Source organism: Nonomuraea sp. NPDC047529 (genome assembly GCF_040642995.1).
Lineage (GTDB): Bacteria > Actinomycetota > Actinomycetes > Streptosporangiales > Streptosporangiaceae > Nonomuraea.
In genome coordinates, this window is record NZ_JBEYTJ010000063.1 from 23,380 (window position 1) to 45,195 (window position 21,816).

12 protein-coding genes are annotated in these 21,816 nt (G+C 70.3%); 3 read left to right on the forward strand and 9 right to left on the reverse strand.

Features of this window, described 5'->3' with window-relative positions:
• Positions 1-4: 4 nt before the first annotated feature.
• Together ABZ815_RS49565 and ABZ815_RS49570 are read right to left on the reverse strand one after the other, a co-directional pair.
• Positions 5-1,318, reverse strand: coding sequence for a DUF6271 family protein (locus ABZ815_RS49565; protein WP_357709612.1), 1,314 nt, complete (start codon positions 1,316-1,318; stop codon positions 5-7).
• Positions 1,297-2,364 carry a phytanoyl-CoA dioxygenase family protein gene (locus tag ABZ815_RS49570; protein ID WP_357709615.1) on the reverse strand — a complete coding sequence of 356 codons (1,068 nt, stop codon included), beginning with the start codon at positions 2,362-2,364 and terminating at the stop codon, positions 1,297-1,299. The genes ABZ815_RS49565 and ABZ815_RS49570 overlap by 22 nt, the downstream gene beginning before the upstream one ends.
• Before the next feature lie 799 nt (positions 2,365-3,163).
• On the opposite strand from ABZ815_RS49570, the gene ABZ815_RS49575 reads away from it, so the two are divergent.
• Entirely contained in the window at positions 3,164-5,863 is a 2,700-nt protein-coding gene (locus tag ABZ815_RS49575; RefSeq protein ID WP_357709618.1) for an AAA family ATPase, read from the forward strand.
• A gap of 29 nt (positions 5,864-5,892) precedes the next feature.
• Here the strand turns inward: ABZ815_RS49575 and ABZ815_RS49580 are convergent, their stop codons facing one another.
• The 5 genes from ABZ815_RS49580 to ABZ815_RS49600 all read right to left on the reverse strand — a co-directional run bounded on the left by ABZ815_RS49580 (position 5,893) and on the right by ABZ815_RS49600 (position 16,906).
• Positions 5,893-6,885 carry a cell cycle transcriptional regulator TrcR gene (locus tag ABZ815_RS49580; protein ID WP_357709621.1) on the reverse strand — a complete coding sequence of 331 codons (993 nt, stop codon included), beginning with the start codon at positions 6,883-6,885 and terminating at the stop codon, positions 5,893-5,895.
• Positions 6,886-7,387: 502 nt separating this feature from the next.
• On the reverse strand, positions 7,388-8,920 hold the full coding sequence (locus ABZ815_RS49585; protein ID WP_357709624.1) for an MFS transporter: 1,533 nt from the start codon (positions 8,918-8,920) through the stop codon (positions 7,388-7,390).
• 98 nt (positions 8,921-9,018) lie between these two features.
• Positions 9,019-14,553, reverse strand: coding sequence for a type I polyketide synthase (locus ABZ815_RS49590; RefSeq protein ID WP_357709627.1), 5,535 nt, complete (start codon positions 14,551-14,553; stop codon positions 9,019-9,021).
• 18 nt (positions 14,554-14,571) lie between these two features.
• The gene (locus tag ABZ815_RS49595) at positions 14,572-15,858 is read right to left on the reverse strand and encodes an activator-dependent family glycosyltransferase (protein WP_357709630.1); all 1,287 of its coding nucleotides are present in this window, start codon (positions 15,856-15,858) and stop codon (positions 14,572-14,574) included.
• Positions 15,859-16,087: 229 nt separating this feature from the next.
• Positions 16,088-16,906 (reverse strand): alpha/beta hydrolase, encoded by an 819-nt coding sequence (locus ABZ815_RS49600; protein ID WP_357709633.1) that lies wholly within the window; start codon positions 16,904-16,906, stop codon positions 16,088-16,090.
• Between the two features lie 59 nt (positions 16,907-16,965).
• On the opposite strand from ABZ815_RS49600, the gene ABZ815_RS49605 reads away from it, so the two are divergent.
• The gene (locus ABZ815_RS49605) at positions 16,966-17,823 is read left to right on the forward strand and encodes a LysR family transcriptional regulator (RefSeq protein ID WP_357709636.1); all 858 of its coding nucleotides are present in this window, start codon (positions 16,966-16,968) and stop codon (positions 17,821-17,823) included.
• A 28-nt stretch (positions 17,824-17,851) separates the two neighbouring features.
• On the opposite strand, the gene ABZ815_RS49610 is transcribed toward ABZ815_RS49605, so the two are convergent.
• Complete coding sequence (locus ABZ815_RS49610) at positions 17,852-19,165, reverse strand: hypothetical protein (protein ID WP_357709639.1); 1,314 nt, start codon at positions 19,163-19,165, stop codon at positions 17,852-17,854.
• 162 nt (positions 19,166-19,327) lie between these two features.
• Between ABZ815_RS49610 and ABZ815_RS49615 the strand changes: the two genes are divergently transcribed.
• The gene (locus tag ABZ815_RS49615) at positions 19,328-21,307 is read left to right on the forward strand and encodes a histidine kinase (protein ID WP_357709642.1); all 1,980 of its coding nucleotides are present in this window, start codon (positions 19,328-19,330) and stop codon (positions 21,305-21,307) included.
• A 40-nt stretch (positions 21,308-21,347) separates the two neighbouring features.
• Here the strand turns inward: ABZ815_RS49615 and ABZ815_RS49620 are convergent.
• Positions 21,348-21,816 (reverse strand): hypothetical protein (locus ABZ815_RS49620; RefSeq protein ID WP_357709645.1); only part of this gene is annotated, 469 nt, incomplete at its 5' end.

Sequence of the window (21,816 nt, forward strand, 5' to 3'; positions counted from 1 at the left end):
CCGGCTACCGGCTCAGCTGGTGGAAGCCGGCGGTCGAGGCGGCCCGCATCAGCCCGTCCCAGGAGTCGATCAGCAGCGCGAAGTCCTCCATGTCCCGGCGGGCCTCCTCCAGCAACCGCGGGCGGAGGCCGGTCAGCCGGTCGGCGATCGTGGCGTAGCGGCCCCCGAGCCGCTGGAAGGACCGTTCTAGGACGTCAAGGCGTGCCACGTTCTCCGACACGTCCAGCGCGGTGGACTCCCGGACGAGCTCGGCGACGAGGGAGGCGCGGACGGCGCCGTCCTGGTCGAGCAGCGTCGTGCCGGCCGCACCCATCCTCGTGTAGATCCAGTTCAGGTACAGCATCGACAGGAGGAACTTCACGAACGCCATCTGGTAGGACGTGAAGCCGGAATCCGTCCGCCGTTCCCCGGTGTGGAAGTTCACGATGTTGCGATTGTGCAGAACGCCCGGCAATCCCGCGGCGTGGACCAGGTGGATCAGGAAGTAGTCGCTGCCGATGGTGTCGGTCGCGGGCAGCAGCGGGACACGTTCGTGCACCTGGAAGAAGCTGATGTTGCACATGTCGACCCGCATGGGATCGACGCGGCCGAGGACGGACCGGTCGTGGGTGAACGCCTCCGTCCCGGCGCCCTTGAACGACTCGTCGACCAGCTCGCGCTTCTTCTCCTCGGGCCAGGTCAGGGGAGCCCAGAGGGCGACGATGTCGTGGTAGAGGCCCTGGTGGAGCCGGTGCATCTCACCGAGGTCCACGGACATCTCCCCGATGAAGGAGCCGCCGACCATCACCACCCGCCTGTCCTCGTGGCAGGGCTCCAGCGCCGTCCGCGACACGTGACGCGCGGCGTCGGACGTGCGTTTCCCGAGGGACAGGAGCTCCTGGTGGACGGGGAAGACGGGCCGGCCGTTCCGGAGCTGGTAGCGGCTGTCGGAGTCCCGGCGGTGGACCGACTCGCACCCGAGCGCGCGGGCGATCAGGAAGGCCCTGTTGGTGCAGGAGCCGTACGAGACCCCTTCGGGCAGCATGAGCGCGAGGACACGTTCGGCCTGCGCCTGCTCGGAGCGGCGGATGATCTCCCGTAGGAAACCGCGCTGCTCCGCCTCGTCCAGGTGATGCACGGTCACGTCGGGCGCCTGGCGGGTGTCGCGTACGGTTCGTGCGTGCTCCGCGAAGGCCTCCCGGCCGGAGGAGTCCAGGATCAGCACGTGGACGTCCACGTCGAAGTGCTCCGCCGCGTGGGCGGCCTCCTGGCTCAGCGCCGACACCATGGCGGTGCAGGCCCTGTTGGTGGGCAGGGTCAGGCAGATCCTCCTGCGCATGCGCTTCCTCCAGTCGAGCGTAGAGCCGGTCCCGCGGTCCAAGAGGTGAGCCCCAGCAGCCGTTCGCCGAGCTCGTTGAGCTTCGCCGGGCCGTACCTGAGCGACTCGTGCAACGTCGCGTCGCCGACCAGCGTCCTGTTCCATTCCGGCGTGCTGAGGGTCCGCCAGGACTTCACCCTGGAAGTCCTCAGGGCGTGGTGCGACTCCAGGGCGGGCATCATGGCCAGGTACTGGACCGCCCGGACGCCGCACTGGGAGCGGTTGGGCGCGACACCGTGTGCCAGCATGCCGTCCCAGATCAGCAGGTCGCCGGCCATGAGCTCGGGCCTGGCCAGGGGGAACCTGTTCCGGTCGGCGTTGGGCCGGTAGGGGTCGCGGTCGTCCGGCTGGTCGAGCTTCCACGCGTCGAACTGGCGGAACAGGTCCGGCATGCAGTGGAAGCCGCCGAGCAGCTGCTCGGTGTCGGTGAGCGCGATGAGCCCCTGGACCCTCTGGGGCGGCACGCTGCGGGTGGAGTCCACGTCCCAGTGGAGCTCTATGTCGAACCCCCTGGTCGTGGGGGCGACCAGCCTGCGGTCACGGTTCTTGACGTTGGGCGGGTTGAGGTTGAGCCGGTCGAGGGTGACCCAGAGCTCCAGGCAGTCCCACACGTCGACGAACGCGTCGTAGACCCGCTGGGTCTGGCGGCTGTCCCACATGAGCTGGTGATGGTAGGCCTCGACGAAACCGTAGACGTACAGGTCCCGTTCCAGGTCCGAGCGGAACTCCCGGTAGGCGTACCAGCTCTCCGGCTTGTCGGGGTCGAGGCCCTGGAAGTCCCAGGCGAACCCCAGCAGGCGGAGGGCGGCCTCGGTGGTGATCGCCCGATTGACCACCACATAGCCGTTCGCCTGCCAGAAGGCGAAGTCCTCGGCCGAGAGCACACGAAGCGGCAGGGATTTCTTGAGGTCCTTCAGCGGCGTGGGCGCGACATATGTCTCACCGTCCGTGCTGAGGTACGCGATTTCCGAAACGGCTCGGTACGGCTGTTCTTCTGGCGCGGGCATGTGGCGACTCCAAGGTGTGCGTCGTCTTATGAACCGAATCGTGTTGAACGACGTGCCCTCGACGCTTGTTCGAGAAATTCGGCGCTTCCGCCACCGGAGGAGCGGCCGGCCGGCTTTCGTTTCCGGCTGTCCGGTGTCGCTGCTGCGCATTTCGTGCGTGCGCAAAGTTAACTACGCATCCAGGTCCTGGACACCCCTACGTGCCGTGCTCACCCCTACATGGGACGGGTGTATCCGGCCAGGGACGGCCCCTCGGACTTTCGGCGCCGTCGCCGGGCGGGGTGGGCCTGTCAATTCACCGGCTTCTTGGAAATCGGTGCACATAAGGAAAGAGCGGGAGAACGGAAGTTGCGCACACGGTACACACCGGATCGCGGGGTGTGATCAGGGCGTCGGGGGCTCGTCGGTGCGTCCCGGGCCGGCGTCCCTGATCTGTCCCGGCTATCACCGCCCGCCGCGGCCCGCACGTCCACGCGACCGTCGCGTTCGCCCATATCAAGGACCCGGCCGTACCCGATGGGAGCGTCCACGATCGGCCGAAATCCGCAGGCGGCGCCGTTCAAGATCTTTAAAGATCGGTGTTGTGGATTGTGACCGGGTCCGTTGACAAGGCGAGCGATAGCTTGAAATATCAATCTGGTGTTTGAGTTGACGGGGTCGGCTTGGCTGCGGCTCGGCGGTGGAGCATGAAGGACTGCCATCAAGGGGGACAACCTTGCACGTGGGACGCTCAGCGCACTATGCACTCCGCTTGACGTACCTCATTCGCCCCCGTATTTCGCGGTGAGCGTGTGAAATCATGCATTTAATCGAACGCGAGTACGAGGTCGAACTGCTCAAATATGCCTTGGCCGAGAGCGACGAAAGACGGGGGCATTTCGCTCTCATCGTCGCTCCGACGGGCTTCGGGAAGACGCGCCTGTTGCACGCCCTGAACGACCTGGCGATGGAGTCGGACATCACCTGCATCAGCGCCACGTGCCTGCGGGACGAGCGCGCTGTGCCGTTCGGCCTGGTCAACCAGCTCTACCAGGAGCTGCGCCTGCTGGGCCTGACGGAAGGGTCGACCTCGCAGCGGGGCGGCGGCGAGGCCGAGGAGTCGGGCTCGCTGGACCTGGCCTACGAGTTGTGGAATGCGATGGCCGGTTATGCGCGGAACCGGACCCTGCTGATCGCGGTGGACGACGTGCAATACGCGGATTCGCCGTCGCTGCGAATCCTGCATCATTTCGTGGGACGTATGCACAACGCCAGGATTTTCCTCGCCTTGACCGCGAACGAGGACGCGACCGGTGTGGCCAGCCGGGTGGAGACCAATTTCCTGTACCACCCGCTGTGTGTGCGCGTCCGGCTGAACCCGCTTTCTCCGGCCGGCGCTTCCCTGATGCTCGTCCAGGACGCCGAAGGGAAATCGGATGAACAATTCGTGGCCGACATGCATCAGCTCACCGGCGGAAATCCGCTGCTCATTCGCGCGCTGATCGAGCAACGGCAGCACGTCGACGGGGACATCTTCGCCGGATCGCTGAGGACGCTGCTGCACCGCAGCGGGCCCACGGCGTTGAGAACGGCGCAGGGAGTCGCCGTCCTGGGCAGCGCGTCCACGCCCCATCTGCTGGCCGAGATGCTGGAGATCGAGATCGCGACGGTCGAACGCATCCTGCAGTGGCTGGAGACCGTCGGCGTGCTGGAGTCGACCCGGTTCCGACATCCCGTCGCCAGGACGGCCGTCCTCGCCTCGCTCGAACGCGCGGCCTCCCAGGATCTGCACTGGCGGGCGGCGAAGGTGCTGTACTCGGCCGGCTGCCACGCCGGCCTGGTGGCCGAGTACCTGCTCGAAGGCGGCGGCCAGCGCGCCGGCTGGGCGCTGGACGTCCTGCGCGAGGCCGCCGACCAGGCCATGGCGAGCCACGAGTTCAACCTCGCGGTGAAGTACTTCCGGGTGGCCGCCGAGCTGTGCGGCGACGGCGACCAGCGCGTGCCGATCACGATGTCGCTGGCCAAGGCCGAATGGCTGCTGAACCCCGCCAGGGCCATCAGCCACACTCCGCTGCTCCTCCAGGCCGCCGAGGACGGGCTGCTGCGGGAGAGCGAGATCCATTGGCTGCTCATGTGCATGCTCTGGCACGGCCGCACGGCCGAGGCGGCGCAGCTCTACGAGCGGCTGAGGGCGATGTTCCAGGAGTCGGAGGGGAGTCAGGCGCGCGTCGGGGTCTGGTACCGATCGGCGAGCGCATGGCTGGCCAGCACGTACCCGCCCCTGCTCCGGATGGTGCGAGGGGCTCACGACCCGGCGTACCCGGCCGGCGTCCCCCAGGCGCAGCACGGCGAGGACCTGCACGAGCGCGCGGTCGTGGCGCTCAGGAGCAACCTGCGGCACGAAGAGGGCGAGACGGCGCTGAAGACGGCGGAACGCATCCTGCAATCCGTGCAGCTGGACGAATGCATGGTGGAGACCGTCGAGTCGGCGCTGTTCTCGCTCGTCTACACCAACCAGGCCGAGCAGGCCGACGCCTGGGCCGAGGCCCTGTACGGCCGCGCCGAGCGACATCGCGCGCCGACCTGGATCAGCGCGCTCGCCGCCTTCCGCGCCCACATCGCCATCACCATGGAGGACCTGCCGCTGGCGGTCGAGCACGCCCTGAACTCCCTCCAGATGTTGCCGGCCCACTGCCTGGGCGTCCGCGCGGCGCTGCCGCTGGCCAGCCTCATCGAGGCGAACCGGCAGATGGGCAGGCCCGACCAGGTCGAGCGCTACATCCACCGCCCCCTCGCCAAGTCCGTCTTCCAGACCAGGTACGGGCTGCACTACCTGACGGCGCGGGCGAGATACCTGGCCAGCATCGATCAGCCCGACGCGGCCCGCCGCGACATTCTGAAGTGCGGCAAGCTGATGTGCGACTGGGGGCTGGACAATCCGCTGCTGTCCCCGTGGCGTCTGGACGCGGCGGCGATCTCGGTCGAGCTGAAGGACAACGCCTACGCGCTCGCTCTGCTGGACGAGCACGGCTCCCGGCGGCATGCCGAGACGCCGTGGATCAAGGCGGCGTCGTTGACCGTCCTGGCCTCGACGGAGGAGGTCAGCAGGCGGCCGCGGCTGCTACGCCAGGCCATCGACATCCTGCTGGACGCCGGCCGCGACGTGCAGCTGGTGAACGCGCTGATGCAGCTCGGCTACTCGCTCGCCGTGCTGGGCGAGGCGGACCAGGCCAGCCTGGTGATCCGGGAGGCCGACAGCCTCGCCAAGAAATGCAAGGCCGCGCCGGTCAGGAACGAGGTGTCAGTGATCGCCGAGAACAGCTTCAACGTCGTGAAGAACACCTTGACCCCGTCGGAACACCGGGTCGCCCTGATGGCGGCGCTGGGATACACCAATCGGGAGATCTCCAGCCGGATGCACATCACCGCCAGCACGGTCGAACAGCACCTCACGAGCACGTACCGGAAGCTCAACGTGAAGGGCCGCAAGGACCTGCCGCTCCTGCTCTCCAGCCCGTAGGGGGCATGCGCCCGGGGCCGGTCGAGAGGTCAGGCGGAGGTCCTGTGATCGGGGACGGGGTTCTCGCGCTTCTCGATCGCCTGGGCGAAGTGCAGCCAGGCTTCGGCGCTCGCCCGCGCGACCCGCGCCAGCCGGGTCGCGCAGTGCGGCGGCACGCTGTCGCTGAGCATGGTCCAGTCGCTCGTCCGTGAGGCCATCTGCGCGATGTCCAGCAGGCGGAGGATCGTGCGTCCCCTCTCGCTCATCCGCAGCGACGGGTCGCGTCTGAGCTGTTCGAGCACGGTGGCGATCTCCTCCGGCGGCGCGCTCTGGGGCGCCTTGCGCGGCTGGTCGGCCTGCTGGACGTCGTCGTCGCGCAGCTTGCCGGGGACCGGGTCCTCACCGCGGCGCACCCGTTCGCGGACGTCCCTCGCCGTGGCGAGCGCGATCCCCGCCGCCTCGGCGATCTCGCGGAGGGGGGCCGAGGGCCGCTCGGCCATCAGCCGTCCGGCCAGCTGACGCCCTTCCGACGTGCTCAGGGGACGGGTGCGCCCGTCGCGACCCGTGCGGGCGTTCAACTGCTGGGAATTGCCAGTTGAACGCCTGCGGATGGAGGCGACGGTCGTGTGCGACAGGCCGCTCAGCTTGGCCACCAGCCGATCCGACCAGTCCGAGTGGGAGACGAGGATGCGAGCGGCCGCGGCCGTGCGGTCGGCCCGCGACAGGGGCAGGCCGTGCGCCGAGTTCAGCTTCACCGCCAGCACGAAGGCGTCGTGGTCACTGCCGTCGAAGAATCTGGCCCTGATCGTGGTGCCGCCACGCAGGCGCACCGCGTTCAGCCGATGCATGCCGTCGATGACCCGCATGGTGGGACGATGGACCACGATCGACGGCAACTCGATGTCGAGCTGGGCCAGCGCGCGCACGTGCAGCGGATCCTGGCCGGCGATCCTGGGCGAGTCTCCCGGCCGCAGGACGGTGACGGGGACGAGCTCGGACTCCTCCGACAGGCTGCCGAGGAACGGATCCGTCTGCTGCGTCACCTGAATTTCACGTTCCGTGTCCGCCGGCGAGCCTGGTTCCGCGCCTTCCTGCAACGCCGCGATGGTGTTCTCGCTCGACGCCGCCAGAGGGTCGAACGCTATCCGTTGCACACGTTCGGAGCAGAAATCGACCCTCTCGGCGAACGTATGCATTTGCCGAATCCTCCCCGTATGAAGACGCTGTGGAGTAGGCGCGTCACCGGCTGGAAGCCGGCCACAGGGGAGAGCGAGGCGGAGGTCGGCCGCTCCCCGGGCCGGTCCAACCATGTGAGGTGACTATTCGATCAGTATAGTTAAGACGCGCAATTTGCCCAGTCAATCGCCGAACTTTCTTCGGCGGCCTGCCGTGCCAAGGCGCGCGACATAACTGACACCCTACTTTGGGGTGTAAACAGTGGTCAGGACGATGTCCGCGGAATAAACACGCGACTTACACAATATGAAGGTCCGTGACCCGCCGGAGTTTTGGTTGAGCCGAAATGCGTCAGGCTTTTCCGCTGCTTCACCGGGCCCCGTAGTCGGCCTTCTTCCGGCGCAGCCCGATGATGACCAGAACGCCCGCCAGCACAGATATGGCCATGCTGGAGACGGCGGCAATGTGCATGCCGTCGACATACGCCGCACGCGCGGCGGTCCGTAAAATCTCGCCGGATTCTCCGGACAGCTTTTCCGCCGTCGCCAACGCGCCGCCGAGGGTTTCCCGCACCGCCGCCGGCGGCACTTCCGGCATTCCCGTCAGGTCGGACCCGAGCAGCGAGCTGCGATAGACCGCCAGCCCGATGCTGCCCAGCACGGCCGCACCGAGCGCGGCTCCGAACTCGGTGCTGAACTGGAACGTCCCCGAGACGGCGCCGGCCTTGGAGCGCGGCGCCAGCGCGACGACCATGTCGGAGGTCACCGCCGAGGCCGAGCCGATGCCCCAGCCCAGCAGCGCCGTCGCCGCGACGAGCGTCACCGGGTCCGGTTGCGCGTCCAACCGCACGACCTGCAGGAACCCCACCGCCATCGAGAGCATGCCCTGGCCGATGATGAACCCCGGCCTGACCTGCCGGGCGATGCGGGCGGCGAGCGTGGCCCCCAGGATGGAGGTGACGGCCGCGGGCGAGGTCGCCAGGCCCGCCACGACCGGCCGCAGGTCCAGCACCAGCATCAGGTACTGGGTGAGGAACAGCGTCGTCCCGACGAGGGAGAACATCGCCACTGCCGCGGAGGTCAGGGAGAGGCTGAACCCGACGTTGCGGAACAGGCTCAGATCCACCATCGGCGCCGCCAGCCGCCGCTGCCGGCGCAGGAAGAGCGTCAGGAAGACCGACCCCACCGCGGCGCCGGCCACACAGGCGCGCAGGTCCCCGCCGGACGAGAGCTGCTTGATCGCGTACACGAGCGGCAGGGCCGCCAGCAGGAAGAGTGTGCCGCTCGCGATGTCGAAGGACTTGCTCGCATCGAGATCGGGGCTCTCGGGAATCAGGAACGGCCCGACGACCAGCACCAGCGCGACCAGGGGAACGTTGATGAGGAAGATGGATCCCCACCAGAACCTCTCCAGCATCCAGCCGCCGACGATCGGGCCCACCACACTGCCGACGGAGAGCGTGGCCGCCCACAGCGCGATGGCCATCTGGCGTTTGCGGGTGTCGGTGAACATGACCCGGATCAGGGCGAGCGTTCCCGGCATCAGACTGGCCGCGGCAAGGCCCTGCAACCCGCGCGCGACGATGAGGAACTCCGCGCTGGGGGCGAAGGCGGCGCCGGCCGAGGTGATGCCCAGCACCGCCGATCCGGCCAGCAGCAGGCGCCGCTGCCCGATCCGGTCACCCAGGTTCCCCATGGGGAGCAGCAGCCCGGCCAGCGCGAACGTGTAGATGTCCACGATCCACAGCTGCTCGACCCCGCTCAGTCGCAGGTCGGCCGTGATGGCCGGGAGCGCGAAGAACAGGACGGTGACGGTGGTGGAGGTGATCAGCAAAGGCAGCATGAGGACGGCCAGCCCGGCCCACTGCTTTCCTGCCTTCTTGCCTTCGCCAACGACGTTCACGTTTTGTCTCCGAGCACGGTGATGTCAGGGAAGCGCTGTCGTGAGGGGCGCCTGTGGCGGCGTCGCATGAATCAGATCACAAAGCCGCCCGAAAGTCGCTACCCGCCCAGCGACCTGAGCCAGTCGTCGATCGCCGCAGCCGTGGTCGGGGCCTCGCTTTCGAGAACCGTGAAATGGTCACCTCTGACTTCGCACAAGGTGTGTTCGCCCGGCCAGGTGGCCCGCCACTGCCCTGTCCGGCGTCGTTGTCCGTCGGGGCCCGACGGCAGCGGAGTGTCGGGGGCGAGGCAGAGAACCGGCGTCTTGACCGGTGCCGGGCCGGTGTGCTCGAAGAGCTCCTTGGTCAGGCGGTAATAACGGCCCATCGCGGCCATCCTGGCGTCGGTGAACGGACCGAAACGATCCTCGCGCTCGAACATGCCCTCCGTCATCGCGTCGCCTATCTCGTCGACGACGGTGAGATCGGGGAACGTGTCCAGCAGCACGAGCCCCTCCGGATGGAGGCCGATGCCCTCCAGGTGGGCCGCCGCCGCATAGGCGAAGTTCCCGCCGGCGCAGTAGCCCAGCAGCGCGAACGGTCGCCCGCCGGCCGCCTCGGCCGCGCACTGCGCCCAGAAGCGGACCACGGCGTCCACGCTGTCGGGCAGCGGCTCCTCCGGCGCGAATCCCGGCACGGGAAGCGCGTAGAGATCGCGGACGCCCTGGAACCCGGCCGCCAGCCGCGCGAACTGCGCCGCCCCTCCCAGCGCCACCGGGGTGCTGAAGCAGAACAGCCGGGGCGACCCGGGCCCGGACGCCAGCAGCAGCGGCGCCGGGGCCTTGGCGGGCGTTTCCCCGGCCCGGAAGGAGGGACGCAGCTTCGCCACGGCCTCCAGCATCGCGATCGCCTCGTGCAGCTTGCCGCCGGCGGTCGCCTCGTGCAGCAGCGTGCTGAGCGAGCCGTTGCCGTTAAGGGCGGAACCGGCACCGTCCTGCCCGTAGAGCTCCGCCAGGAGATACCGCGCCAGGTTGGCGGGGGTGCGCTGGTCGAAGACCAGGGTGGCCGGCAGGCGCAGCCCGGTGATCCGGTTCAGGACGTTGCGCAGCTCCACCGCGCCCAGCGAGTCGAAGCCGACTTCGAGGAAGTTCTTGTCCGGCCCCACCGCTTCGACACCGGCCAGCCCGCGGATCTTCACGGCCTCCGCCCGGATGTGGGCGACCAGGGCGTCCTGCCGTGCGGCGGGGGACAGCGGGTCGAGTCTCCTGCGGAGGTCGGTGTCCTGGGCGCCGGCGGCGGCGGCGGTGGTGTCGGTCGCCAGGGCCTGCGCGTACTCAGGGACGGCCGACACCAGAGGGCGGGGACGCGACAGGGAGTAGGCGGGGGCGAAACGGTCCCACTCGATGTCGGTGACGACGTGCTGCCGATCGGGCGCGGCCAGGGCATGGGAGAGGGCCTCGGCGGCCAGGTCGGGCGGCATGATCCGGACGCCGATCCTGGCCAGCCGATCGCCGACGGCGGCGTCGACCATGCCGCCGCCGCCCCAGGCGCCCCAGGCGATGGACGTGGCGGGCAGCCCGGCGGCGCGCCGGTGCGCCGCGAAGGCGTCCAGGAAGGCGTTGGCGGCGGCGTAGGGGGCCTGGCCGTGCTGGCCCCAGACGGCGGCGCCGGAGGAGAACAGGACGACGACCTCCGGGGAGTGATCGCGCAGCACCTCGTGCAGGGCGAGCGTGCCCGAGACCTTCGGGTGCGCGATGCGGGCGACGTCGGCCAGGGTCTGCTCGGTGATGAGGCGGTCGGGGGCGGCGACCCCGGCGGTGTGGATCACGGCCGTCAGCGGATGAGGCAGGCGGTCCAGGGCGGCGCGCAGAGCGTCGGGATCGGTGATGTCGCAGGCGACGACGCTCACCGTGCTGCCTGTGGCGGCCAGTTCCGCCTGGAGGTCGCCTGCGCCTTCGGCGTCGGGGCCGCGCCGGCTGAGCAGGATCAGGTGGTCGGCGCCCTGAAGGGCCAGCCGGCGGGCCAGCTGCCGCCCGATGCCCCCGGTGCCGCCGGTGATCAGGACGGTGCCGTGCGGACGCCAGGGAGCGGAGTCCCGGTCGTCGGGCAGCGCGCGGATCATGCGGCGGGCGTGGGAGGCATGGGCGCGGACGGCGATCTGGTCCTCGCCGCCGGCGCCGGCGATCGCCGCCCGCAGGCACGCCAGGTCCTCGGGGTCGGGCAGGGCGGGCACGTCGACGAGGCCGCCCCACGTGGCAGGCTGTTCCAGGGCGGCGACCGTGCCCAGGCCCCACAACCACGCCTGGCCCGGGTCTCTCACCTCGTCGGAGGCGTGGACGGCCACCGCCCCGGAGGTCACCACCCACAGGGGCGCGGTCGTGCCGGCGTCGGACAGGGCCTGCATCAGCGTGACGGTCGCGGCCGCTCCGCGGGTCAGGGGCGGGAAGTCCGGATGTGCGTCCTGGTCGAGGCCGAGGAGGGAGAGCACGCCGGTCACGGGGGCGTCGGAGCAGGCGTGCCGGATCTGCTCGGCGAGCCGCGTGCGATCGGCGTCGGCCAGCTCGACGGTGACGAGCTGGGCGCCATGGGCGGTCAGGTCGTCGGCGATCCGGCCGGGCAGCGGGTCGCCCGCGGTTGCGGCGGTGACGGCGACGAGCCATCGGCCCAGGCCGGACGGGTCGCCGACGGGAGAAGGGGGCAGCGGGTGCCAGGCCATCTCGTAGCGCCAGCGTCGCAGCACGCTCTCGTCGTGCCGGCGCTGCCGCAGCCGGGTCAGCGCGGGAACGACCGCGTCCACGGCGGAGGCGTCCACGTCCAGGCGCCGGGCCAGGTCGCCGGGGGAGGCGTCCCGCAGCATGGACCAGAACCCGTCGTCGTCCGCGGCCCTGGCCGCGGCGGAAGGCCGCAGCCAGTAGCTCTGGTGGCGGAAGGCGTAGGTCGGCAGGTCGGCCACGCCGCCATCGGGCGGCAGGACGGCCGGCCAGTCGACGAACGTGCCATGGGCGTGCAGTTCACCCATCGACAGCAGGAACCGGCGCCCGCCGCCCTCGTGACGGCGCAGCGACGAGTGCGCGCGAGCGTCGGCGCCGCTCTGCTCGATGGTCTGCTGGACGCTCATGGTGAGCACGGGATGAGGGCTGACCTCCAGGAAGGTGTGGTGCCCGTCGGCCAGCAGACGCTGGATGACAGGGTGGAACCGCACCGGTTCACGCGCGTTGCGGTACCAGTACTCGGCGGTCAGCTCGGCGCCGTCGATCGGCGCGGCGGTGACGGTGGAGTAGAAGGGCACGCGGGCCGGATGGGCGGCCAGGGGCCCGACGAGGTCCAGGAAGTCCTGCCGCAGCGGCTCGACCTCGGCGGAGTGGGACGGGACCGTCGAGGTCAGCGAGCGGGCCTGGATGCGCGCGGCCCGGCAGCGGGAGACGAAGTCGGCCAGCGCCTGCGGGCTGCCGCACACGGCCGAGGCCGTGGGGCTGTTGGTCGCGCTGACGGTCACCGGGACGCCCCAGTCGGCGATGACCTGACGCACCCGGACCTCGCCCAGCTCGACCGCCGCGATGGCGCCCCGGCCTGCCAGCCGGTCCGCGAACAGGCGGCTCCGCCCCACGATGAGGCGCACGGCGTCGGGCAGGGACAACGCCCCGGCCACGTACGCGGCGGCCAGCTCGCCCTGCGAGTGGCCGACCACCGCCACCGGGCGCACCCCCACCGACTCCCACAACGCCGCCAGCGACACCATCATGGCGAACGTCAGGGGCTGCAGAACCTCGATCCGCTCCAGATCCGGCGCGCCCGGGGCCTGGCGCAGCACGTCCAGCGGTTTCCAGTCGACCAGCTTCTCGATCTCGGCGAAGCAGTCGCGGAGGCGGGCGGCGAAAACGGGGCTGTCCTCCAGCAGCTCCAGGCCCATTCCGGCCCACTGCGAACCCTGTCCGGGAAAGACGAACACCGCGTCGCGCCGCCCTCCGGCGGCGACCCCCTCGACGACCGACGCGTGCGAGCGGCCCTCGGCCAGCGCCGTCAGGCCCGCCAGCAGCTCCGTCCGGTCCCGGCCCACCACGACCGCCCGGTTCTCCCAGTGCGTACGCCGGGTCGCCAGGGCGTGCCCGATCGGCTCCGGCTCCAGCTCCGCGTGCTCGCGCACGTGGGCGGCCAGGCGTCCAGCCTGAGCCCGTAGGGCCCGTTCGCCCCGGCCCGACACCGTCCACGGCACTGTCCACGGCACCCGTCCCGGCGCCATGACACCGGAGGCGGGGGAGTCTGCGGGCGGATCGGGGTCGGGGGCCTGTTCGAGAACCAGGTGGGCGTTGGTGCCGCTGACCCCGAAGGACGACACTCCCGCCCGCCGCGGCCTGCCCCGGTCCGGCCAGGGCCGGCCCTGTTCCAGCAGCCGTACGGGCCCGTCGCCCCACTCCACGTGGTGGGTGGGAGCCGACACGTGCAGGGTTCGCGGCAGGTGGCCTTCCCGCAGGGCCATGACCATCTTGATCACACCGGCGACGCCGGCGGCCGCCTGGGTGTGCCCGATGTTCGACTTGACCGATCCCAGCCACACCGGCTCCGCCGCGTCGCCGTCGTGCCCGTAGGTGGCCAGCAGCGCCTGCGCCTCGATCGGGTCGCCCAGCGCGGTGCCCGTGCCGTGCGCCTCCACCACGTCCACCTCGGACGCCGACAGCCGGGCGTCGGCCAGGGCGCGACGGATGACGCGTTCCTGCGACGGGCCGTTGGGCGCGGTCAGCCCGTTGCTGGCGCCGTCCTGGTTGACCGCCGATCCCCGCACCACCGCCAGCACCGGATGCCCGTTGGCGCGGGCGTCGGTCAGCCGTTCCAGCAGCACCATCCCGACGCCCTCGGAGAAGATCGTGCCGTCGGCGTCGTCGGAGAACGCCTTGCAGCGGCCGTCTCGGGCCAATCCTCCGAGCTGGCGTCCGATGTCCACGATCTGCGTGGTGGACAGGATCGTCACGCCTCCGGCGAGCGCGAGCCTGCTCTCCCCGCGCCGCAGCGACGCGCACGCGAGGTGCATCGCCACCAGCGAGGACGAGCACGCGGTGTCCACCGTCAGAGCCGGCCCTTCCAGTCCCAGCGTGTACGCCACCCGCCCGGACATCACCGAGCTCGACGTCCCCGTGCCCAGGTAGCCTTCGGTGCCCTCGGGGAAGGGGCCGCCGCCGATCCCGTAGTCGTTGCCGAACGCGCCGACGAACACGCCGGTCGCCGTGCGTCGCAGGGTGTGCGGGTCGATCCCGGCCCGCTCCAGGGCCTCCCAGCACACCTCCAGCAGCAGCCGCTGCTGGGGATCCATGGCCAGCGCCTCCCTCGGGGAGATCCCGAAGAACGCCGCGTCGAACCCTCCCGCGTCCCGCAGGAAGCCGCCTTCCAGGACGTAGGGGAGGCCGTCGGGGGAGTCGTCCATCGTGGTCCTGAGGCTCCAGCCCCGGTCCTGCGGGAAAGGCCCGACCCCCTGCCTGCCCTCGCTCACCAGGCGCCACAGGTCCTCGGGGGAGCCGACGTCGCCGGGGAGCCGGCAGGCCATGCCCACGATCGCGATCGGTTCGTGCTCCTTCGCGTCGAGCTCACGCAGGCGCTGGTTGGCGTGCTGGAGTTCCTCGGCCACCTGGCGCAGATACTTGAGGAGTTTTTCTTCGTCAGCCATTTGCCGCCTCCTCCGCGCTCATCGCATGGGGGTCGCCTGCCGATGACGGCTCACGAGATCATCAAGGTCCTTGACGATGTCATGCGGAGTGGGCATGGAGAGCATGTCCTGACGGATCTCCGCCGCGCTCCGGGCGAACGTCTGCTCCTCCAGGACCCGCTGCAGTTCCCGGCGAAGGCTCGCCGCACTCACCTGGTCGGGCGGAAGATGCACGCCCGCGCCGCGGGTGGCGACCCCCTCGGCCAATTGGTGGGCGTCGTAGACGGAATGCGGAATGATGATCTGCGGTACGCCGTTCAGTATCGCCGTCGCCGTGGTTCCCCAGCCGCCATGATGAATGATCGCGGCGCAGCTCTTCAGCAGGAAATTGTTCGGGACGAATCCGGCGAATTTAATATTGTCCGGGATCGCCGTCACGGAATCCCCGAAGGGCGGTTCGCTCAGCACGATGACTTCGACGTTCAGGTCCACGATCGCCTCGTAGAGGTCCTTGAGCGCGAAGGTGGCGCCGGTGCGCCACACTTCCTCCAGCGAGACTCCCATGGTGAGACAGACGCGGGGACGATCCGGAATCGACTCGGACAGCCAGGAGGGGAATGCCCCGGGGTTGTTGTGCGCGACATAGCGCATGGGCAGGTGAGCCGACTCCGTCGGATATCTCAGCCAGGACGGGACGGAATCGAGCGTGGCGTGCCCGAGAATGACGCTCTCGTCGTAATCGCAGCCGTACTTCGCCAGCTTGGCGGCCACCCAGTCGCGGACCGGGTCCTCGTCCCCGGCGCCGGGGCGATCCTTGCGCAGACGCAGGAACAGTTCGCGCATGCGCGCCCAGTGGTCCAGGCCGCAGGTCGTCCGGACGTGCGCCGCGCCGCACACGGTCGCCGCCACCGGCCCGGAGAAGGTGACCGAGTCCCAGACGACCAGGTCGGGCTTCCAGTGCCGGCAGAAGGCCACAAGGTCGTCGTACATCGTGTCGTCGACCATGAGGTCCAGCGACAGCGGGGAGGCGAGCGCCGCGAGGGTGTCGCGCGTGTATTCATAGGTGAGGACGTGGGGCCGGGTCTCGGTGATGTCATATTCGGTGCCGTGAATGGTCTCCTCCGGCTGCAGGTTCGCCATACGCTCGGCGAGCCTCGCCTCCTTGCCGACCGCCACGCCGGTCAACCCCGTATTGTTCACCGCGTTGAGGAGATCCGGCTGTGTGGCCACCACCACGTCGTGCCCTGCCGCCTTGAGCGCCCATCCGATCGGTGCGGTCAGGCAAAGATGACTGGTCGCCGCGATTTGAGTGATCACCACACGCATATTCGGGGTCCTTTCGTGGAGCTGCCGGCGGAGTATCCAGACATGCTTCGCAAACCCTCACTGATTCACCCGACATGGTATGCACCAGACCTGGAGCGATATCCCCCTAAGGCCCCCCTACGGCTCCCCTAGGGGGTGCGGCATTCTGTAATGCGCCGCCGGCCATTTTAATTCAATGAAAGGCGCGGGAATTCCCTTCGATTTCAGCGGCGCGGAGAGCGGCGGACCGTCAAGCCAGGAAGAACGCGGCCAGCGTGCGGGCGACCATCGCGGGATCGTTCTCCATGGGGATGTGGCCGGCCTTCGCGACCCGCACCAGCGTGGTGTTCGGCACCTCGTCGGCGAACCGCTGCGCGTAGCCGACCTTCTGGAAGGTGTCGTCCTCGCCCCACACCAGCAGCTTCGGCGCGTCGCAGGCGAGCAGGGCGGGCATGAGGTCGAGGGTGTGGCGGCTGTCGGCGGCGCCGGCCAGCGCCATCCAGGACCGCGCCACGCGTGGTTCGCGCCACGGGTCGAGATAGTCGGCCAGCTCCCCTTCGGCGACAGGCCGGGCCAGGGCGGTGGAAACGGCCACGCGCCGGGCGGCGAGCAACTCCTCCACGGTGGTGGCGGCGACCACGGCGGGGTCGCGGTAACGCGCCACGCCGGGCACCGGCCAGGAGTCGTAGCTCACCGAGTTCACCAGCGCCAGCCGGGGCACCGCCAGTTCGCCGCCCACCAGCAACCGCTGGGCGATCGCACCGCCGATGTCGTGGCCGGCCACGCCCGCCGGCGCGTCCATGCCGAGCGCCGCCGCGAACCGCGCCACCCAGGCGGCCAGTGCCGGCACGGTGGCCGTCTCCGGCGTCAGCTCCCCCTCCGAGCGGCCCAGGCCGGGGAGGTCGACGGCGACCGGCCGCAACCCGGCCGCGGCCAGGTCGTCGAGCACCGGCAGCCAGACCCGGCTCCAGTAGGTGCCGTGGAGCAACAGGACCTGCGGGCCGTGCTCGCCCGCCGTCAGATAACTGGCCATGCGGCCGTCGACCTCGATCGTCATGCGTGTGGACATGGCCATAACCATGGGGGAATGGAGCAGCGCCGGTCAAATACCGTTTAGGGTATGGCCCCATGACGTTGACGCAGCTCCGAGTGCTGATCGCGGTCGCCGAGCAAGGCGGCTTCACCGCGGCGGCGGACCTGATCGGCATGTCCCAGCCCGCTGTCAGCCGCGCCGTCGCCGCCCTCGAACGTGAGCTCGGCGCCCCCCTGTTCGTCCGGCACGCCGACGGCATCGCCCTCACCGAGGCCGGACGGCGGGCCCATCTCCGGGCTCGCGAGGCTCTGCGCCACTTCGACCTGATCCGCGCGGAGGTGGCGGCCGCCGCCGGTGAGGTCACCGGGCCGCTCCGGCTGGCCAGCCTGCCCAGCGCCACCGGCACCCTCATCGCCCCCCGGCTGCGGACCTTCACCGACCGCTACCCCCAGGTCCAGGTGCGCCTGTTCGAGGGGGCCGACGACGACGTCCGCGGCTGGCTGCGCGGGGGCGCGGCCGAGGTCGGCGTGGTCACGCTCCCCGCCCCCGGCCTGCACACGATCCCGCTCAGCACCCACGAGATGGTCGCCGTGGTGCCGGACGGCCATCGCCTGGCCGGGCAGCAGAGCGTCCACATCGCCGACCTGGCCGGGCAGCCGTTCATCCTCACCACGGCGGGCTGCCGCCCGCTCATCACCGAAGCGGCACGCCAGGCCGGCGTCCAGCTGGACGTCGCCTACGAGGCCGGCGGCCAGTCGGCCATCCTCGAAATGGTGGCCGCGGGCCTGGGCGTCAGCATCGTGCCCACGCTCGGCCTGCCGGCCGAGCTCGGACCGGTCGTCACCAGGCCGCTCGAACCACGCCTCACCCGCACGCTCGCCCTGGCCGTCGTGTCGCCGAGCGACCGCGGGCCCGCCGTACGAGCCTTCCTCGACCTGGCCGAACCCGGCTGATCCGGCCTTCGTCGGGGCGCGGAGGTTGTCAGTCCGGCACGTCCAGGCCCGCGCTGCGGGCCGCGATCATCGCCGCGGTGACGAACTGCTCGTACGTTCCCATGCCGTTCTTCAGGCCGAAGAGGTCGGTCTGCCGGTACTCCACGACCACGTGCGAGGCCCGGTACGGCGTCGTCTTCTGCCCCATGGAGTACGTGAACCATTCCGCCGGCCGCCCGGGGAAGGGCTCGTGCGCGGGGTAACCGCGAGGCGGGGACATCGCGTCGTAGGCGACGCCGCGCGGGCCGTCGCCGCTCATGTGGACGGCCAGCGTCTCGTCGCCCTGGCCGGGGTCGCCGACCTGGATCGACCGCAGCCACCAGAAGAGGGTGAGCCGGTTGTCGCACGTGTGCCGCCCGCCGAGACCGTACGGCCGAGGGCACACCCGGGAATTCTGCTCGTCCTCGGGCAGGGCGTTGACCATGGCGTCGAAGGCGGACCGTTCCACCTCCGTCAGCGCGTTCATGTAGACCGAGCGCAGGTTCGTCCGCGGCAGCAGCGCGAAGCCCGCCTTCGGTCCGTCGTCGGAGGTGAGCTTCTGATGGGCGAAGACCCACAGCATGTACTGGATCAGCGTGACGAACCCGATGAGGTTGTCCGTCTGATGGCGTCCCGCCAGCCATGCGTGCACCCGCTCGCTCGGATCGAAGTCGAGCACCCTCAGCCGGTCGGGCAGCTGCACCAGCGGCACGTCGATGGTGGCCTGGACCGTTCCGTGGACGAGGTTCCCACCGGCGGTCAAGGCCAGGACGTCGCCCGCGGCACAGGCGGTCGTCATCACCGGGTTGCCGGCGGAGTCGAATTCGCACCTCTTGATGGGCGCCGCCAGCGCGACGGTGACGATGTTGCCCACGTTGGTGCCCGGCACGAAGCGCAGGCCGTCGGTCTGCTGGACGTCGTCGTGGGTCCTCAGGTGCCCCTGGGCCACCCGCACGGCCTGCGTCTTGTTGCTCGTCCGGCTCCTGCTCGATCGCCTGGGGCCGGTCGCCGTGTCGGCCTCCTCCTCGTCGGCCTGGAGGAACGCGGCAGGAAGCGCGGCGGGGTCGGGTGAACGGCTCGTCAGCAGGCTCAGCAGCTCGCCGATGAAGACGAGCTGACGGCGCAGGGCCGCCCACGTCGTCACCGAGTCGGTGATGATCTCGACGTCGCCGCCGTCGGACTCGATGGCCACCCCGGGGTCCTGCCAGTAGCAGACCCGTCCCTTGGACGGCAGGGCTTCCTCGGCCTGCCAGCCGTCCCTGGAATTCTTCAGAAACCTCAGCTCAGTACGCTGGAACTGCCATTCGAACCCGACCCTGGGCATGGGCGCCTCCATGGGATGTGTGTGGCCGCCCCTCCGGAGAGTGCCCGGCGCGTCCCAGATACGTGCCCGATGCTCGTCAATCGTGGAAGCGGTCCAGTTTCCTGGCCGCCGGTGTGCTCCTCGCGGTGACGGCGGCGGCAACGGTGCTCGTAGGCTACGTGGGTGCAAACGTGGGCAAAGTGGACCGTCCTTCTGGTGCTGGCCGGGTTAGCCGGCGTCTACGCGATAGCCGGGTCACCCCTGGCCCTGGCGGTACTCGGCTTACAGGTGCTCTTCACCCGGCGCCGGTCCTGGTGGTTGATCGCGCTGCAGGCCGCCGCCGCCTACGGTTCCGTGTTCGTGTTCGACACTTCGGTCGGTATCCTCGGCTTCGTCGCCGGTTCCCTGCTGCTGACCAGGTCCTGGCCGCTCGCCCTCGTGGTGACGGGCAGCGCGCTGCTGCTGGGACCGGCCGACCCGGTGATCAGCATGGTCCTGATCGCCCTGATCGTCTACGGCCTGGCCACGATGCTGGACCGGATCCAGGAAGTGACCGCCGCTCGCCTGTCGCTGGCGATGACCGCGGCGGCCGAGGAACAGCTCCGCATCGCGGCGGAACTCAACCAGAGCCTGGGCGCCGCGCTCGACACGATCGCGGCCAGCGCCCGGAAGGGCACGCCTGACGTGGAATCGGCCCGGCACTCGCTGAGCGAGGCCAGAGCCGCCGCCGTCGGCTACCGCGCGATGTCGCTGGCCCCCGAACTCACCACCGCCAAGGGCATGCTGATCGCCGCAGGAATCGCCACCGAGGTGCGGATGCGGCACGCGGAACCGCTCGGCCCGGCCGGCGCGCTGCTGGCCACCGTCCTGCGCGAGGCTGTGACCGAGATCGTCCGGCGCCGCGCCGCCTCCCGCTGCGTGATCGAGTCCGCCACAGAAGACGGCACCGTCCGGCTGAGCATCGCCCACGACGGCACTCCCAGTGCCACGGACGAATTCCTGGCCGATCTCCCCGCCCAGGTCGCGGCGGCCGGTGGCACGCTCACCACTGGCGTCGACGACAACGCCCAGGTCTTCGTGGAGGTGGCGTTGCCCGGCACCACGCTGCCTGACCCGCCCGCCCTGTCCAGCAGGCTGTCGACGGCGGTGCTCGCGGCGGTGCTGGTCGGGTTCTCGGCCAAGGCGTTGCTGCTGGCCGGCTCGTGGTGGCCCCTTCCTCTGCTGGTCGTCATCATCGTCATCCACCTGCGCTCGATCGAGGGCAGGCATCCGATCGCGCTGATCGTCATGGGTGTGCTGACGCTCGCCCCGATCCCGGTGTTCGAGCAGGCCTGGCTGGTGACGACCGGGTTCCTGACCGGGCCGCTGCTGCTGGCCCTGCGGCTGAGAGCGGCGGTGCCGCTGGTGGCCGCCGTCATGGCGCTGGTGGGGGGCACCGGGCTGGTGATCGGTCTGCCGTACCCGCTGGTGGTGAACTACACGGTCAGCACGCTCGTGACGGGGCTGGTCATCTACGGGCTGTTCACGCTGGCGCGGCTGGACCGGGAGCTGAGCGCGGCCAAGGACGGGCTGGCCAGGTCGGTGGTGGTGGAGGAGCGGCTGCGGGCCGCGCGTGACCTGCACGACCTGCTCGGGCACACGCTGGCGGCGATCCTGCTCAAGAGCGAGCTGGCCAGGCGGCTGGAACCCGAACGCGCCCGCGCCGAACTGGACGACGTGCTGGCCATGACCGAGCAGGCCATGGGCGACCTGCGGACCGTCTCCGGCGAGCGGGGGAGGCTGTCACTGGCGGGCGAGGCGGAATCGGCACGTTCGGTGCTGGCGGCCGCGGGCATCGAGGTCACGCTGGAACTCGGTCACGGCATGCTCGGCACCGAGGTGGAGACCACGCTCGGCGCCGTGCTGCGCGAGGCGGTCACCAACGTGCTGCGGCACAGCTCCGCCCGCCACTGCGCGATCAGCACGAACGCGCGCGACGGCGAAGTACGAATGACCGTACGCAACGACGGCGCGCAGGCCAAGCCGATCCGCCGCGGCTCGGCCGGGATGGGCAACCTGACCACGCGCCTGGCCGAGCTGGACGGGCGGCTGGACCTGGCCCGGGACGGCGAGTGGTTCGAGCTGGCCGCGACGGTGCCGACGCGCTCCTGGGTCCCCGCCTAGATCCAGAGTACGAGCGCCCACGTGGGTGGGAGCGGACGACTTACCGGTTTCTCCTGCCCGCACTCCTCATCAGTGCATCGAGGGCGGCGCGGCCCTCTTCGACGCGATGTGGGATCAGCAGGAGGGTATGGGCTCGTTCCAGCCGGGCGTCGATGCCCTCCCACTGGGCGACCGAGGCCGCCAGCGCGTCCGGGTCCGCGTGGAGCCTGCCGCCGGCGCGAGCCAGGCATGCCGAGGCCCAGTGGTTCTCACCGGCTGTCAGGAGTGCGGTCGCGAGCCGGTCCGGGGCGTCGGGCAGCCCGGCGACGACGGCCAGCTCGGCTCCCGCCGCCTGCGCGTACGCCACGTAACGTCCCATGGAGAACGAGTCGAAAGCCCGCTCCACCAGGGCGGTGGCGTCGCTCAGGTCGCCGCAGTGCAGCGCGGCCCGGGCATCGACGAACGCGCCGAAGGAAGTCAGCCGGGCATGCCCGGCCTGCGCGTGGTCGACCACCACGCCGGCTCTGTGA